The organism is Vibrio marinisediminis (assembly GCF_014050145.1).
Classification (GTDB): Bacteria; Pseudomonadota; Gammaproteobacteria; order Enterobacterales; family Vibrionaceae; genus Vibrio; species Vibrio marinisediminis.
Genome location: NZ_JACFYF010000002.1, coordinates 483,287 through 499,642, shown reverse-complemented (window position 1 = coordinate 499,642; position 16,356 = coordinate 483,287). Strand labels below are relative to the sequence as shown.

At 42.8% G+C, this 16,356-nt stretch carries 13 protein-coding genes and 2 tRNA genes; 6 read left to right on the top strand and 9 right to left on the bottom strand.

The features are described 5' to 3' along the window. Entirely contained in the window at positions 1-957 is a 957-nt protein-coding gene (locus tag H2O73_RS06415; RefSeq protein WP_182107731.1) for a DMT family transporter, read from the top strand. A gap of 345 nt (positions 958-1,302) precedes the next feature. Here H2O73_RS06415 and H2O73_RS06410 read toward each other — a convergent pair whose 3' ends face one another. The 5 genes from H2O73_RS06410 to H2O73_RS06390 all read right to left on the bottom strand — a co-directional run bounded on the left by H2O73_RS06410 (position 1,303) and on the right by H2O73_RS06390 (position 4,184). Next, a complete protein-coding gene (locus H2O73_RS06410; RefSeq protein WP_182107730.1) occupies positions 1,303-1,455 on the bottom strand; it encodes a hypothetical protein in 153 nt (50 codons plus the stop codon). Positions 1,456-1,701: 246 nt separating this feature from the next. After that, positions 1,702-1,792, bottom strand: a tRNA-Ser gene (locus H2O73_RS06405). 202 nt (positions 1,793-1,994) lie between these two features. Beyond that, positions 1,995-2,071, bottom strand: a tRNA-Pro gene (locus H2O73_RS06400). 52 nt (positions 2,072-2,123) lie between these two features. Next, positions 2,124-3,932, bottom strand: coding sequence for a DUF3413 domain-containing protein (locus H2O73_RS06395; protein ID WP_182107728.1), 1,809 nt, complete (start codon positions 3,930-3,932; stop codon positions 2,124-2,126). A 27-nt stretch (positions 3,933-3,959) separates the two neighbouring features. After that, the gene (locus H2O73_RS06390) at positions 3,960-4,184 is read right to left on the bottom strand and encodes a YejL family protein (RefSeq protein WP_182107727.1); all 225 of its coding nucleotides are present in this window, start codon (positions 4,182-4,184) and stop codon (positions 3,960-3,962) included. A gap of 85 nt (positions 4,185-4,269) precedes the next feature. Here H2O73_RS06390 and yejK point away from each other — a divergent pair, with 85 nt between their 5' ends. Both yejK and H2O73_RS06380 read left to right on the top strand, forming a co-directional pair. Further along, positions 4,270-5,271: a nucleoid-associated protein YejK gene (gene yejK / locus H2O73_RS06385; RefSeq protein WP_182107725.1), complete on the top strand. Its 1,002-nt coding sequence runs from the start codon at positions 4,270-4,272 to the stop codon at positions 5,269-5,271. 142 nt (positions 5,272-5,413) lie between these two features. Further along, positions 5,414-6,697 (top strand): Hpt domain-containing protein, encoded by a 1,284-nt coding sequence (locus tag H2O73_RS06380; protein WP_182107724.1) that lies wholly within the window; start codon positions 5,414-5,416, stop codon positions 6,695-6,697. Positions 6,698-6,779: 82 nt separating this feature from the next. On the opposite strand, the gene nhaC is transcribed toward H2O73_RS06380, so the two are convergent. Continuing rightward, on the bottom strand, positions 6,780-8,216 hold the full coding sequence (gene nhaC, locus H2O73_RS06375; RefSeq protein WP_182107722.1) for a Na+/H+ antiporter NhaC: 1,437 nt from the start codon (positions 8,214-8,216) through the stop codon (positions 6,780-6,782). A gap of 525 nt (positions 8,217-8,741) precedes the next feature. Here nhaC and asd point away from each other — a divergent pair. Next, the gene (gene asd, locus H2O73_RS06370) at positions 8,742-9,857 is read left to right on the top strand and encodes an aspartate-semialdehyde dehydrogenase (protein WP_182107893.1); all 1,116 of its coding nucleotides are present in this window, start codon (positions 8,742-8,744) and stop codon (positions 9,855-9,857) included. A gap of 240 nt (positions 9,858-10,097) precedes the next feature. Beyond that, positions 10,098-10,751 carry a GntR family transcriptional regulator gene (locus H2O73_RS06365; protein WP_182107721.1) on the top strand — a complete coding sequence of 218 codons (654 nt, stop codon included), beginning with the start codon at positions 10,098-10,100 and terminating at the stop codon, positions 10,749-10,751. A gap of 259 nt (positions 10,752-11,010) precedes the next feature. On the opposite strand, the gene H2O73_RS06360 is transcribed toward H2O73_RS06365, so the two are convergent. Next, on the bottom strand, positions 11,011-11,856 hold the full coding sequence (locus H2O73_RS06360; RefSeq protein ID WP_182107719.1) for an ion transporter: 846 nt from the start codon (positions 11,854-11,856) through the stop codon (positions 11,011-11,013). A 60-nt stretch (positions 11,857-11,916) separates the two neighbouring features. Next, a complete protein-coding gene (locus tag H2O73_RS06355) occupies positions 11,917-12,555 on the bottom strand; it encodes a YchE family NAAT transporter (RefSeq protein WP_182107717.1) in 639 nt (212 codons plus the stop codon). 651 nt (positions 12,556-13,206) lie between these two features. Between H2O73_RS06355 and adhE the strand changes: the two genes are divergently transcribed. Next, positions 13,207-15,903 (top strand): bifunctional acetaldehyde-CoA/alcohol dehydrogenase, encoded by a 2,697-nt coding sequence (gene adhE, locus H2O73_RS06350; protein WP_182107715.1) that lies wholly within the window; start codon positions 13,207-13,209, stop codon positions 15,901-15,903. A gap of 189 nt (positions 15,904-16,092) precedes the next feature. Here adhE and minE read toward each other — a convergent pair whose 3' ends face one another. Beyond that, the gene (gene minE, locus H2O73_RS06345) at positions 16,093-16,356 is read right to left on the bottom strand and encodes a cell division topological specificity factor MinE (protein ID WP_182107713.1); all 264 of its coding nucleotides are present in this window, start codon (positions 16,354-16,356) and stop codon (positions 16,093-16,095) included.

Here is a 16,356-nt window from a genome sequence, read left to right as displayed (position 1 = left end):
ATGAGTAAAACTGCTCCGAATAAATCACTGGGTTTAAGCCTTGCTCTTATTTGTGCTGCTTTATGGGGGGCTTCTTTCCCATTGGGTGGTGTTCTTGCGGGTAAACTAGACCCTGTGGTACTTGCAATCGCTCGTTATGCGATTGCGACACTAGGCTTCGTTGTTCTGTTTGCTTTCTCTAAAAAACACACGCTTAAGAAAATTCAAAGTAAGAAAGATGCAGTATTGCTAATGACAGCGGGTATCGCAGCACAAGCAGTATTCTTCTACTTTACGATCCTTGCATATGAATTCACCTCTTCAGGTGAGATTGGTGTAATCAATGGTATGGCTCCATTCCTAACCATGCTTGCTGTATTTGTTATCGACAAAATCAAGCCTTCTGCGCCAAAAGTATTTGCAGTGGTACTGTCTCTAGTGGGCGCTGCAGTTATTGCTTACGACCCATCGAACAAGATCCAAGGTCTAAACCTGGGTCACTTGTTCGCACTTTGTGGTGTACTTGGTTTTGTCACTTACAACTACATTTTAGGTAAATTTGGTTCTGATCTAAACTCTCGCTACGACACGTTCTCTAGTTGTTTTTACCAATTCGCCGCGGCAACAGTTGCGCTTCTAGTGGTTGGTCTAGTGACTGGCGCTGATTTTGGCTCAGCAGTCGTTCTGGTTGAAAATGGCAAACACATTGCGACCATCTTGTCGTTAGGTATGTTGTGCTCTGGTATCGCCTACGCGGTATGGGAAGTGGCAACACTGAAAACTCAAGATGCAGTTATCACTACCATGGCACTAAACGTTTTACCGCTATTTGCGATGATCGTGGCTTACTTCCTATTAGGTGAAGTGATGACAATGCAAAAGCTTGCCGGTGTTGTGACCGTAGTTATCGCACTATGTATCTACACTGCGGGTGACAGATTCATGAAAAAACCTGTTGCTCCACAACCTGCGGTATAACTTGTATCGATTTACTGTCAGTCCTGCACTGACAGTTTCTTTCCTGCTAGCTGAATAGCTCCACGATTTATCTAGCAGGAAAGAACTTTACCAATGGCATATAAACAATATTCTACTGCAACACTCTATGGCGCTCGCGCTCTCCAATCGGCTAAAACTCACTTAAAAGAAACGTCTTTCGAATAAAATGTACTACGAATCGAATTATCTAAATCGACGTGGTGCAAACCTCTAGGCTATAGTGTCCTGCCATTCTTAAGTCATACCCGAAGGCGGTAACTCCGCCTATTCAACCGATAGCACCGATCTCTTCAACTTGCTTACTGCATATTCTGGCAACGTGTTTTAGCGCTCCATCCCCAGTGCTATGACACCAACAATGAAGTCGTATTCATACTCTTCCATAAGATATAGACCGGAATTATTGTTTATCCAGAGTAGGTCTTGCTCAACAATAATCTTGATATAAGTTTCGTCCCAATATGAGTACTCAGACAATAATTTCAACACACGTAAGAGGCTATGTAATTTGCGATGGATTTTGAGCAGATTCTGGGTTGATTGCATTTTCGTTGAGATAGGCTTTATTAGCGAATCAAAACAAAAGCATGAATACCACTTACAACACTTTGGGCTTGAATTAAATCAGATGACGGGGTGGGGGGCTAAAAAATTAGGATTGAGTTTTAGTTTGTACCCTAAAATGACGAAAGCCCGCTAATTTCTTAGCGGGCTTTCCGAATGTGGCGGAGAGATAGGGATTTGAACCCTAGGTGGGCTATTAACCCACGCCGGTTTTCAAGACCGGTGCTTTAAACCACTCAGCCATCTCTCCGTTGTTGACGCGAATAATATAGGGGTCTGCTAACCTTGTAAACCCCTATTTATACTGTTTGCTTCATTTGTGAGCGGTTTTGGTTGTTTTTCTTTTTGTTGGCTTAAGGATTAACCTATCACCCTGATTTTTAGGGAAACATTGCACAAAAACACTAAGCTAGAAACGACAAAAGAGAGCCGAAGCTCTCTTTCTAGGTGTATGGTCGGACTGAGAGGATTTGAACCTCCGACCCCCGACACCCCATGACGGTGCGCTACCAAGCTGCGCTACAGTCCGATGAAGTTAATTTAACCTCTTAAATCGGACAGGTCAAACATAAGGTTATGATTTATTGGCTTTTTGTGTAGAAGCGTTGTAATTCTGTTAACCCCTGCATAATGACAGGAAGCGCCGGATTCTCATCTCGCAGGCGTTTGTATTCACTGTCGTACAGCTTGTAATTACCAAACTTATCGATCACCGTGGTGTTACGATTGGTGATAAGTGCGAGCTCGTGGTAGTCACCAGCAAGAATCCACTTACGTGCACGTTCATCAAACAAGTTACGACCACTGCTGTAATCAGAAGGGTTTGAAGAGACACCTAATAGATCTTGAAGCAGAGTCACTGAAAGATCTAGGTGACTGGTACGGTGGTTATACTGACCAGCGACTTTACCTGGCCAGTGGATGATCATTGGAACTTCAAGTTGGAAACGGCTGTAGTTTGTGCTTGAACCCCAAGTATTGGTCTTGGTTTCATTAAATTCGGTACCGTGATTTGAGGTAATGATAATCACCGTTGACTCAGACAGATCCAAGGTTTGGATTTGCTGATAAAGATGAGCCAATTCATTGTCGGCACTTTTGATAGATTGCTGATAATTGCTAATTAAATCATTTTCAGCATTGCCTGAGTTTGAACTGTAGTCATTGAAATCATCTAATGTGGTTAGCTCAATAAAGCTAAACCAAGGTTGCTTGCCTTGTTCTTGCACCCAAGTTGCCCAAGCGTCAATTGCCGCGTTGTCACCCGTGGTTGTCGCATCCGGTGTGATTGGAATAACAGGCAGCCCATTAAAGACGATCTCTTTATAGATAGGGTCGCTAAAGTTATCGCCACTAAATAGACCAACTTGATAATCTTTATTTTCTAACGTTTCTAATACCACAGGTAAAGATTGCTGAGCTTTAATGCTACTTGCGTAACTTGTTGGCAAACCATAAAGCAAACCAAACACGCCGTTACTGTCATTACTTGAGCTGAAGTGATTGTTGAAGCTCAAATTATCCAAAGAGTATTGGAAAGTATTTGGCATGTTTATGGCGTTCAATGCATCGGCACGCAAATTGTTCACACTGACAACCAATACGTTGAGTGGATTTGCGCGGCGGCTAAATTCGAGTTTTTCTAACGGGTAGCGTACAAGTTCCGCTTCACCTAAGTTCTCTTGTTGGCGTTTTAGGTACTCTTCACGGTCAAGTAGACCATGTTTTTCCATAAACGATTTTGCCGTCATTGGGTAAGACAACGGGAAATTAGATTGTTGAGAGGTGATCGGATTATAGAAGTAGGCATCTGCCCAAACGTAAATCAGATGGCTTGAAATAAAACATAGGAAGAACACACCAGCGATTGGGCGTCCTACATGTTTATGTGAGAGTTTACGTTGTTTACGCCACACCCATTCTGATAGAGCAAGTTCAACGAGGAAGATCAAAGGCAGCACGACAAACAGATGCTGCAAATCGGCACTTGCACCACTGACGTTCTCACTGCTGTCGGAGAATAGAACTTCCCAAACCACAGGGTTTAGGTGGAGGTTGATCGATTGATAAGCTTGCGTATCAATCAACAATACCGTTAAACCGACAGTCGTCAAACATACCGTCAGTAAGCGGAATAGCTTACGTGACGGTATAACAAACGTTAACGGGAATAGAACCAGCAGATAAACCGCGAATACCAAGAAGCCGAAATGTCCAACCCAAGACGCCGCCAAGTACACTTGACCAAGCAATGTGTCAGGCCAAGGCGACTGAGTGATATATCGAGTCCCGATAAGCATGGCTGCGATAATGTTGAAAAAGGCAAACCAGTGCCCCCAACCGACTAAACGCGAAACCCGCTCAGCGTATGTATTTCCGTTATCTACCATGTAAAGTTCTATTTTCCGGTGTTTAGATTAGTGTGCTTTGTCGTCGATTGAAGACAACAGTGCTTGAGCAAATTTTTCTGCAATAGCTTTACGTTGAGCGATAGCTACGCTCTCGTTAATCACGTTAGTTGCAAGGTTGCCAGCGATCATTAGTGACAAGTCAGGACCCGCGCCATGCTTTTCTAGCACAGCAGCAACTTCTGTCAGAATGTTTTCGTATTTTTCGTCGCTGTATTTAGATGTAATCGGCATTGAATACTCGAATGATGATAGTAAAGCGGCTTATGATAACCTACAATGCCGAGCAACTGAATCCTAGAACGACGATAAATTTAACATGAGCCTACACCTTTCAAACGTAATTTTACATCAATTGCAAAAAAACGATTCTGATGAGTTGGTGGTTAACTTCCGTGCTGAAGCGCTAGAGAATGATAACTCGTCTGAAAATCTGGTTGCTGAGTTACATCGAGTTTTTAATTCTAAAGCGGGCAAGGGCTTTGGCTCATTTAAGTCTGACAGTGAATTTCAGGTCTGGTTGCAAGAACTTCGTCAAAACAACCGCGATTTTTATGATTTCTCTCAAGTAAGCGCTAATCGCTTAAAAGATGAGTTGTCTAAATACCCATTCGCTGATGAAGGTATTTTAGTTTTTGCTGAATATCAGTCTTTAGCGACAGACTATTTGTTTGTTGGCATTATTCCTTCAAATCAAAGCCTTAAAGTAACTGAAGGTCTTGATATTAGTGCTACTGAGTACTTAGATTTAAGCAAGATGGATATCGCAGCGCGTATCGATCTTTCAAGCTACGAGACAGATAAAGATTCAAATCGATACCTCACTTACATTAAAGGACGTGTGGGTCGTAAAGTGGCTGACTTCTTCCTTGATTTCCTACAAGCAGAAATTGGTTTAGACACGAAGCAGCAAAACCAAGTGTTAATGCAAGCTGTTGAAGATTTTTGTGCGGATTCAAAATTAGATAAGTCTGATGCAAACAGCTACAAAAAACAGGTTTATGACTACTGTAACGATCAGTTGAAGTCGGGTGACGAAGTCTACATCAAAGAGTTGTCGGGTGAATTACCACCAGCACAAGATGGTTCAAGCTTCCTCGATTATACGCAAGATCACGGTTATGAATTAGAAGAGAGCTTCCCAGCAGATCGCAGTACAGTTAGAAAGCTAACTAAGTATGTTGGTGCTGGTGGTGGTTTGAATATCAACTTTGATAGCCTGTTACTCGGTGAACGTGTTTTCTATGATCCAGAAACCGATACGCTAACAATTAAAGGTACGCCGCCTAATTTGCGCGACCAACTAACACGTAATCGTTAGAATTATCATACTGAAAGCCTCGCAAATATGCGGGGCTTTTTTGTATAACAAGAGCTTCACGACAAATTCCTAACTCGGTCTTACCTATCAACACTTTTATGTATATGCTTGTTCTACAGGAAGATAAAAGTGAATGCAGTGTATGGATAAGCGTCAATTAAAGCTCGGATGGTGGCTGATCATGCTTTGGCTGGTTGGCATGTCGGTGATGATCTTCAACTATCATCAGATAGAGCGTCGAGTGCAACAAGTCGAGTTGCTAGGGGATTGCATTGAAGAATTCCGCAGCCGACTTTACTTTGATATGCCGTATCGGACTTATCTTTCTGATCAGCAAACTAAGCAATTAGAAGGTATCACCACACTTAGAGCTCAGTTGGAACAATCTCCCCCTTTTTCTTGGCTGCAACCTGACATCCAGCAATTACTCTTCACGACGGATCGATTTATCGAACAAAGTCGCGCTTTTATGTCGACCGAACTGGCGATAAAAGATTTAATCATCAGCATCCAAGATAAACGCCAGCAATATGATGAACGGTCAGAAATGGCGGTTTACTACTATCAATTGAGTGCTTACGTATTTGAAGCGCTTTTCTCATCCCAATCTTCAAGCTCAATGGCTTATCGAGAACTTGATAAACTCTATACCCAATCACTTCTTATAAACGAACAAGAAAAGCAGCACTTACAACAATCGCTGGCTGAGACATCGAGTGTGATGGGCAGTTTTGCCCAAGGCACTTATCTGGTTGAACAACTGATTGGTCACTCTATCCATGATGAGATTAGGAAGGTGGAAGCGCAGTTTCATCACGCTTTAGAGAAACTACTCATTTTTAGCTTGGTGATTAGTGGGATTTTGATGACTTTTATTATGTCATTTTACCAAAGAGCCATGATTAGAGTGTCGAAGTTGAATTTGTCAGAGTTGAATACATCAAAATTGAGTGCGTCAAAGGCGCTTTCCCCTCATGACGAACAGCCAAAAACTGTGGAGCCTACAGACGAATTGAGTTCGCTACGAAGCGTAGAGGAAGAGACTGAGGCAGCAAGTGCTGAGGTAAGTGTTGAACAACAAGTCAATTTTGAAGCAATGCTAGAGTCTCTCGGTGATGATAAAGAATCCCTATGTATGTTGCTTGAAGTGTTCGTGGCAGACCATAAAGATGACGTAGCTCAGATAACACAACTGTTGAATGATTCCCCAGATGAGGCGATACGCAAAGCCCATAGCTTAAAAGGGGTGGGGGGGAACCTAGGCGCAGATCAGTTGCGTGACAGCGCGTCGAAACTTGAGATTGCTATTGTGCAAGACATCACTCAAGTTGCGGCTCTTTTACCAGAGTTAGATCGCTGTTTGAATAAGGCTATCGAAGAAGCAGAGCTGTTTATAGAGCAACACAGTTGCAATGAAGAGAGCTAACGAAAAAGAGTTAAAGAAGAACGTATCGAAACAAGTAAAACAAAAAAGAGCGCCAATGCGCTCTTTTTTATTGGAAGATAGATTAAGCCGTTTGCTTATCTAACTCAGTAGTACTGTTTTGCTCTGCGGCTTCGGCAATCGGCTCACAACGGTCAACGAACCAACCCATGTATGAGCTAATGATGGTGACTAGGATACAGACAAAGCTTAGCCACATAAATGGCGCGTAAGAGAGCGTAGCAACACCTAAGATACTCGCCATATAAATGCCGTTATCACTCCATGGCACCATGCCTGATGTTAATGTGCCACCAAATTCTGCGTTACGAGATAGGTTTTTACGTTTAAAACCTAAGCGGTCATAGTTTTTGGCACAAATCTTCGGTGTAAGGATTAGCGAAACATACATCGCCGAACCAAAGATGTTACCCATAAAGGCAGTAGCAATGGTCGATGTCGCGAGTGAACCGGCATTATTAACGCGGCGTTCAAACAGTTTCGCAACCGTCTCAAGTACGCCTACTTTATCCAGTAGACCACCAAAACCTAAACCAAACACAATTACCGCTACTGAACCAAGCATGGATGACATGCCACCGCGGTTTAGAATCGAATCGATAAAATCAACACCAGATGAAATCGCATAAGGTGCCCACGCAGTGTTAAACGCAGTTAGGAAGTCAACATCTTGAATCAATACCGCCCACACAATACCCAGTAGTGAGCCAAAGCTAATTACTGGGAATGAAGGCATGCGCATCGCAAGTAAAACAAGTACAACAACGACAGGTATGAACGAGAAAGGGGTAATGTAAAATTGTTTATCCATGGCAGCGATAACGTTTTGCACTTGTGACATATCAACGTTACCCGCGTAGTGGAATCCGAACAGGGTAAAGAGGATACCGGTGATCACATAGCTAATTAAGGCAATAGGTAACATGCCTTTGATGTGCTCAACCACTTCAACGTTAGACATTGACGATGCCAAGATCACTGAATCAGAAAGTGGTGACATTTTGTCGCCAAAGTAACAGCCTGATAATACGGCACCTGCAGTGATAGGCGCTGGCACACCAAGCCCTTGGCCGATACCCATCATCGCAATACCAGCGGTACCCGCCGCACCCCAAGATGTACCTGTAGCCAGTGCAGTGAGTGAACAGATTACCATGGTAGCGAGAAGGAAAATCGAAGGATGGATTGCTTTTAAACCATAGTAAATAATTGTTGGAACAATACCGCCTGAAATCCAGGTACCGACCAATGCACCTACTGCAAGTAGGATAAGCACTGCACCAAGACCGTTTGAAATGCCATTAAGTGCAGATTGTTCTAGATCTTTATACTTATGTCCGAGTCTGAGACCCAGCGTCATAATGATGAACCAACCGATATAAAGTGCTAGCTGAATTGGTAGATTTAACTGGGCAGTAAAAGAAAATGCCATCAGTAGAAATAAACCAAGTGATACAATTACTTGTGTCAAGCTTGGCAGTCGAGGGGTAAGTTGCGTCATAGCGTGCCTCTTCGCGAACTGAAACTAAACATTCAACACCAATCAATCCTTGCTTACTTTGGAGTAAGCTTCAGAGCAGCCATACAAGCCTAAGAAAATGCATTTTTTGTTACATTAATTTAAGACAAGTCAAAGCTCAGATGATGAACTCGAGTGTGAACTCCATTTTATTTGCTGAGGAACCATACATTAGCTAGGTGAATAATTCGAGAAATTGTCATCTTTTCGTCTAATTTGCCTGTAGCGCGGTAAATGGTCAGTTAAATGTGTTAATTGGTGGTGATTTTGCTGAGGGTGATTACTCTGTTGTGTAACATTGGTGTGCTACAAATGGTATATAACCAAGTTGTAACGGTAGATATGAGCTTTCAACGCTTGAGAATCAAAAATCCTCCGCAAAACGGCTCGATTACAACAATTATTTAAAAATAACTGATCAAAGTGTGATTTTTAACTTGAGATTTTTGTTTGAAAAATGAAAGATGAAAGGAATCGTTTTTAAAATGAATACATGGAGAGTTGATGATGAGAGTTGGTTTAGTTGGGTGGCGTGGCATGGTAGGTTCCGTGCTGATGCAGCGAATGGTAGAAGAAGGCGATTTCGACCTTATTGAGCCCGTGTTTTACAGCACATCTCAAATTGGTATCCCGGCACCGTTTCTAGGTAAAGAAGCAGGTAATTTGCAAGATGCCTTTGATATTGAAAGCTTAAAACAGTTAGATGCCGTTATTACCTGCCAAGGTGGCAGCTATACAGAAAAAGTATACCCAGCGCTTCGTCAAGCGGGTTGGAAAGGCTACTGGATTGATGCCGCTTCCACGCTACGCATGGCGCAAGACTCTATTATTACTCTTGACCCTGTCAACCAAGCTCAAATTCAGCAAGGCATCCATGGCGGCACCAACACATTTGTTGGTGGTAACTGCACAGTAAGTCTAATGCTAATGGGGCTAGGTGGGCTGTTCGAAAAGGGTTTGGTTGAATGGACGAGTGCCATGACTTACCAAGCCGCTTCAGGCGCAGGCGCACAAAATATGCGCGAGCTTATTTCACAGATGGGCGTGATCAATGACGCGGTAAGCTCTGAGCTTGCTAACCCTTCAAGCTCTATTCTTGATATCGATAAGAAAGTGGCCGATACCATGCGCAGTGGTACCTTCCCGACTGATAAATTTGGCGTACCGCTAGCAGGTTCTTTGATCCCATGGATCGACGTTAAGCGCGATAATGGTCAAAGTAAGGAAGAGTGGAAGGCTGGTGTTGAAGCAAACAAAATTCTTGGCTTCCAAGACTCTCCAGTTCCTATCGATGGTACATGTGTTCGTATTGGCGCAATGCGTTGCCACTCTCAAGCATTGACTATCAAGCTTAAGCAAAATGTCCCAATGGATGAGATTGAAGAGATCATCGCGACTCATAATGATTGGGTTAAAGTGATCCCGAATGAGCGTGATATTACTTCACAGGAACTCTCTCCAGCGAAAGTGACGGGGACACTCTCAATTCCTGTTGGTCGTCTACGTAAGATGGCAATGGGTGATGACTTCCTCAATGCATTTACTGTTGGTGACCAATTGCTATGGGGTGCAGCAGAGCCTCTACGTCGTACACTACGTATTATCCTTGCTGAAAAACAATAGAGATGGGCTGATTTAAATAGACAAAGGCTACAGCACTGGCTGTGGCCTTTTTTGTTTTTACCGTTTGTTGGCATTTAATACTTGTGCATATTTAGAGCATATCGTCCCTTTTAAGACGCAATTAGTTCGGTGACTACGCAGAGTTTGATATGATATAGAGAATTTTCAGCCAAACATGGACGGGATGTCGCGCGGAGGGCTTCGTGTCGGCATATGTAGGAATAGAAGACTATTGTAATCATGAAAATCAATAAACAAAGCTTAGAAGAACAAGCGGCCGATTACCTAAGACACAAAATCGTCAAAGGCGAGATGGATCAGGGTGAAAAAATAGTTGAAAGCACACTAGCAAAAGATTTAGAGCTATCACGCAGCACAGTTCGCATGGCACTAAACACTTTGTCTCATGAAGGTCTAGTGGTGCAAAAACCTTATGCGGGCTGGCATATTTTTTCTCTGGATGAAGATGATCTTTGGGAATTATACAATTTACGTGTTGCTCTAGAGAGCCAAGCGGCAGCGATGGCTGCAGAGAAAGCCTCAGAAGCCGACAAGCAAGCCTTACGAGCGTTATATCAAGAGTATTGTGAGCTCTGTGTTTCCTCGCCAAAAGAGATGCAAGCGATTAGCCAAGCTGACTTTAACCTGCACCGAAAAATCGTTGAGGTAAGTGGCAGCAAGCGGATGGATAAAATTTACAGCCAGATAGCGAATCAGCTCCAAAGCTACCTTAGCATTACTCACCAAGATTATGATTTAACTCAAAGTGCTTTAAGTCATGAAGCGATGATTGACGCGATTTGCGCCGGTGACCAGGAAAAAGCCTGGCTAGAAGCGAAAGCCAATATCACACCAGTGACTTTGCAATGCCAGTCACTTAAAGACAATCAGTAACGCCAATTGTTATCTTTTTATAAATACCCACTCTCGAGTGGGTATTTTTTGTTTGCCAATGAGCCATTTATGAAAAAATGCTTGTAACCCTGATCAAAACTAAAAACTAATAGTGATCAAACGGCATTAACGAACTTTACAAACCAATGACTTAGCTCTGATTTCTACTCGTTCTGACAACCTTATTGGTTATATGAGGACTGATGGCTGTTAACAATTGATAACGGTTTAGCGTAGTGAAAGAGCTCCTAGGAGCTCCTTATTTGTCATCAACTGGAATAATGCGTTGGTCAGGTTCGGCTAATTCGCTGCCGCAATGCTTGCAATGTACGGCATCTGACTCATGCCCTGGTTTTGAGCAGTTAGGGCATTTCACTAAAGTCCGATGTGACTTCATTTCATTATTCAGTTCCGCCGTAATGATCCCTGTTGGTACCGCCAAGATTGAGTAGCCCAATAGCATGGTGAGCGATGCCACACCTTTGCCTAGAGCCGTTTGTGGTACCAAATCACCGTATCCGACCGTGGTAATAGTGACGATTGCCCAATAAATACTTTGTGGAATGCTGGTAAAACCATTAGCTGGACCTTCAATCACGTAGATCAATGAACCCAAAATCGTCACCAAAATAGCCACAGTATTAAAGAAGATAAAGATTTTGCGTTTCGCCATTAGCAGTGAACGCAGCAAAATATTGGAATCTTGTAAGTAACGAACCAGCTTCAACACACGGAAGATACGCATTACACGCAGTAATCGAACCACACCCATAAACGAAACAGCAGGGAAGAAGATTGCCAAGTAAGTAGGCAAAATAGCAAGAAGGTCAATGACACCATAAAAGCTGGTGGCGTAAGACTTGGGTTTTGGTGAACAGTACAGGCGTAGCAGATACTCTATGGTGAAAAGCGCGGTAAAAACGTATTCACAGTAACGAAGCTCTGCGCTCCACTCGGTCATTACCGATGGCATCGACTCCAAAACGAGGATCACTAGAGACGTTAGAATGGCAATGATAAGCCCAATGTCAAAGGCTCTACCAGCAGCGGTATGGGTGCCAAAGATAACGACATACAGCTGATGTTTAAAAGAAGTTTTAGGCATGATGTGTCATATCAAGTTTTATATATGTCACATCATACCAGAAAGGAGAGAGAGGCTAAATTACGCCAAGCCCGGGAATAGGGCGCGTAAACCGTTGGCAATAAACTCAATACCCAGCGCACCTAAGATCAAACCCATAATACGTGAAATGATGTTGATGCCCGTTTGTCCAAGGAAACGAACGATTAATGGCGCTGAACGGTATAGCATCCAAGAGCAGAAGCAAAAAACCATAATGGTTAGAGCAATACCAACGGTATCAAACAGATTTGGGTAGCGAGCACCGTATACGATGGTCGAGCTGATAGCACCAGGACCAGCCAATAGCGGCATTGCCAGCGGCACAACACCAATCTGTTCACGGCTGATAGATTCGGTTCTTTCTTGATTGTTCTGTTTATCAGCACCTAATTTACCGCTCATCATTGAAAAGGCGATGCTTAGCAGTAATAAGCCACCAACCACTCGGAATGAATCTAGAGAAATACTGAACATATCCAGTAGCCACTGACCAGCGAGCAAAGAGATGATCAAAATACTGGCAATCGCAATATGGGCAGTTAATGCGGTTTTGCGCTTTTCTTCTAAAGTCATATGACCGGTTAAAGAAACAAAAATAGGCATGATGCCGATCGGGTTAACCGCCGCAACCATACCTAGAAAGAACTGAAGAAAAATAGCGAGCTCGATAGTCTGCATGTTGGTACTCAAAGGTTCACAGAGTTGAAAAACAATAGAGGTAAAATTTCGCGCATAATGTAGTTCATTACGCTTTGGTAAACGAATGAAAAAAACTAACGTATAAGACGGGCTACGAGTGAGAAAATCTTATCGTTAGTTGATGTTGTAAATAAGGAGGATTGGAATTGTTACGATGGCGAACAATGGAATGTATGTTTGATTTCACAAATGTTAACATTCGCACACTTTCAATATAAATTATGTCGAGTTGTAGAGAGATAATGTGGATTCTATATACTCTCAGTAGCACAAAAATTTAGAGCTACATGAAAGTGTATAGCTAAAAAATGAAACTTTTTTACAGTTTATTGTCAGATTCTATAGTTTATGGTTTGTTTGCTACTTTTTTGTTCAGTTTTTGTTTTTCTGTAAATTGTAGTTATATCAGATAGTTATGTGTTGTTATGTTCTGCTTTCACCACTTTAGGGTTAATTAGATTGTCAAAACTGATCAAGGTCAATTTTTTTCACAACTTGAAATAATATACTCAGCCCTGAAAGCAATTTACTAAGAGTGTTGTAAGTTGAATCACTTAGGTAGTGACTAAGCAAAGAAACAACGAACTTACTAAAAAGTTTTTAATATTTGTTAATTTTAGGAGATTCCCTATGCCTGTAACTAATTTGGCTGAACTAGATGCTCTAGTAGCTCGCGTAAAAGCAGCTCAAGAAGAATTCGCTACGTTCTCTCAAGAGAAAGTAGATGCAATTTTCCGCGCAGCATCTCTAGCAGCTAACCATGCTCGTATCCCGCTAGCACAACAAGCGGTTGCTGAGTCTGGAATGGGTATTGTTGAAGATAAAGTAATCAAGAACCACTTCGCGTCTGAGTTCATTTACAACAAATACAAAGACGAAAAAACGTGTGGCATCCTTGAAGAAGACGAGAACCTAGGCACGATGACTATCGCTGAGCCTGTAGGTATCATCTGTGGTATCGTACCAACAACAAACCCTACTTCTACAGCTATCTTCAAATCTCTAATCTCTTTGAAGACTCGTAACGGCATCATCTTCTCGCCACACCCACGCGCTAAAAACTCTACTAACGACGCAGCTAAACTTGTTCTAGATGCAGCAGTAGCAGCAGGCGCACCAAAAGACATCATCGGTTGGATCGACCAACCTTCAGTTGAGCTTTCAAACGCTCTTATGAAGCACGATGGTATTGCACTTATCCTAGCAACTGGTGGTCCAGGCATGGTTAAAGCTGCATACTCTTCTGGTAAACCAGCAATCGGTGTTGGTGCAGGTAACGTTCCTGTAGTTATCGACGAAACAGCAGACATCAAACGTGCAGTAGCATCTGTTCTTATGTCTAAAACATTCGATAACGGCGTAGTTTGTGCTTCTGAGCAAGCAGTAATCGTAATGGACGAAGTATACGATGAAGTGAAAGAGCGTTTCGCTTCTCACAAAGGTCACGTACTAAGCAAAACTGACGCTGATAAAGTTCGTAAAGTTCTACTTATCGACGGCGCACTAAACGCGAAAATCGTAGGTCAACCTGCTGTAGCAATCGCTGAAATGGCGGGTGTTAAAGTACCAGCTGATACTAAGATTCTAGTTGGTGAAGGTCTAGGTGAAGTATCTTACGACGACGAATTCGCTCACGAGAAACTATCTCCAACTCTTGGTATGTTCCGCGCGTCTTCTTTCGAGAACGCAGTAGACCAAGCAGTGAAAATGGTTGAAATCGGTGGTATCGGTCATACATCTGGTCTTTACACTAACCAAGACGTGAACGCAGACCGCATCCGTTACTTCGGTGACAAGATGAAGACTGCACGTATTCTTATCAACATTCCTACAACTCACGGCGGTATCGGTGACCTGTACAACTTCAACGTTGCACCATCACTAACGCTAGGTTGTGGTTCATGGGGTGGTAACTCTATCTCTGAAAACGTTGGTCCTAAGCACCTAATCAACAAGAAAACTGTTGCGAAGCGAGCTGAAAATATGTTGTGGCACAAACTACCTAAATCAATCTACTTCCGTCGTGGTAGCCTTCCAATCGCTCTTGGCGACCTAGAAGGTAAGAAACGCGCGTTCCTAGTAACTGACCGTTTCCTATTCAACAACGGTTACGCTGATGACGTAGTTAGCCTACTTAAAGCTCAAGGTATCGAAGTTCAAACATTCTTTGATGTAGAAGCGGATCCAACTCTATCTGTAGTAGAGAAAGGCGCTGAAGCAATGAAGAGCTTCCAACCTGACGTAATTCTTGCTCTAGGCGGCGGTTCTCCAATGGACGCAGCTAAGATCATGTGGGTTATGTACGAGCACCCAGAAACTCACTTTGAAGAACTAGCAATGCGCTTTATGGATATCCGTAAACGTATCTACAAGTTCCCTAAAATGGGTCAAAAAGCTGAGCTTGTATGTATCACTACAACTTCAGGTACGGGTTCAGAAGTTACTCCATTCGCTGTTGTTACAGACGACAAGACTGGTGCTAAGTACCCACTAGCTGACTACGAAATCACGCCAAACATGGCTATCGTTGATGCGAACCTAGTAATGAACATGCCTAAGTCGCTAACAGCGTTCGGTGGTTACGATGCAGTAACTCACGCTCTAGAAGCTTATGTATCAGTTCTTGCGAACGAATACTCTGATGGTCAAGCTCTTCAAGCACTTAAGATGCTTAAAGAGTACCTACCATCAAGCTACAAAAATGGTTCTGCTGACCCAATCGCTCGTGAAAAAGTACACAACGCAGCAACAATCGCTGGTATGGCATTTGCGAACGCATTCCTAGGTGTTTGTCACTCAATGGCACACAAACTAGGTGCTGAGTTCCACCTACCACACGGTCTTGCTAACGCACTACTTATCTCTAACGTTGTACGTTACAACGCGAACGATAACCCAACTAAACAAACTGCGTTCTCTCAATACGACCGTCCACAAGCACGTCGTCGTTACGCTGAAGTTGCTGACCACCTAGGCTTAAGCCAAGCTGGTGACCGCACTGCTCAGAAGATTGAACGTCTACTAACTTGGTTGGAAGAGCTTAAAGTTGATTTGGATATCCCACTATCAATTCAAGCGGCTGGCGTTAACGAAGCTGACTTCATCTCTAAACTTGAAGAGCTATCAGTTGAAGCGTTCGATGACCAATGTACTGGTGCGAACCCACGTTACCCTCTAATCAGCGAGCTAAAAGAAGTTCTAACTGCTTCTTACTTTGGTAAAGCATTTGTTGAAGGCGAAACTTTCGAAGGTACAACTGTTATCAAGAAAAAAGCCGACCAAGAAGCTAAACCAGCTAAAGCTAAGAAAGAGAAATCTGACGCTTAATAATAAGTAAGCGTGAGTTATGAGTTTGGTTTTCGCTAGCACGTAACCTTACTCGGGAAAAAGGTTCAAAGCCTCTGTCGAAAGACAGGGGCTTTTTTTCGTCTTTATGTTTCATCTCTATGTTGAGCAGGGATAAAAAAAGGCTGATGTTTTCACATCAACCTTATTATTATTTACGTTGTAACTGAGTTACTTTTCTTCGTCTGGCAGCTTAACGTTAAGCTCCAACACTGAAATGTCGTCATCTTTGTGTTCGAAAGTAAGATCAACCATTGAAGGATCAATCGCAACATATTTGCTGATCACTTTCAGAATGTCTTCTTTTAACTGTGGCAAGTATGACGGTGCTGGGTCGTCATGGCTGCGACGCTCAGCAACGATGATCTGCAAACGTTCTTTGGCTAAGTTTGCTGAACTCTTCTTTTGTGGACGGAAAAATTCCAATAATGACAT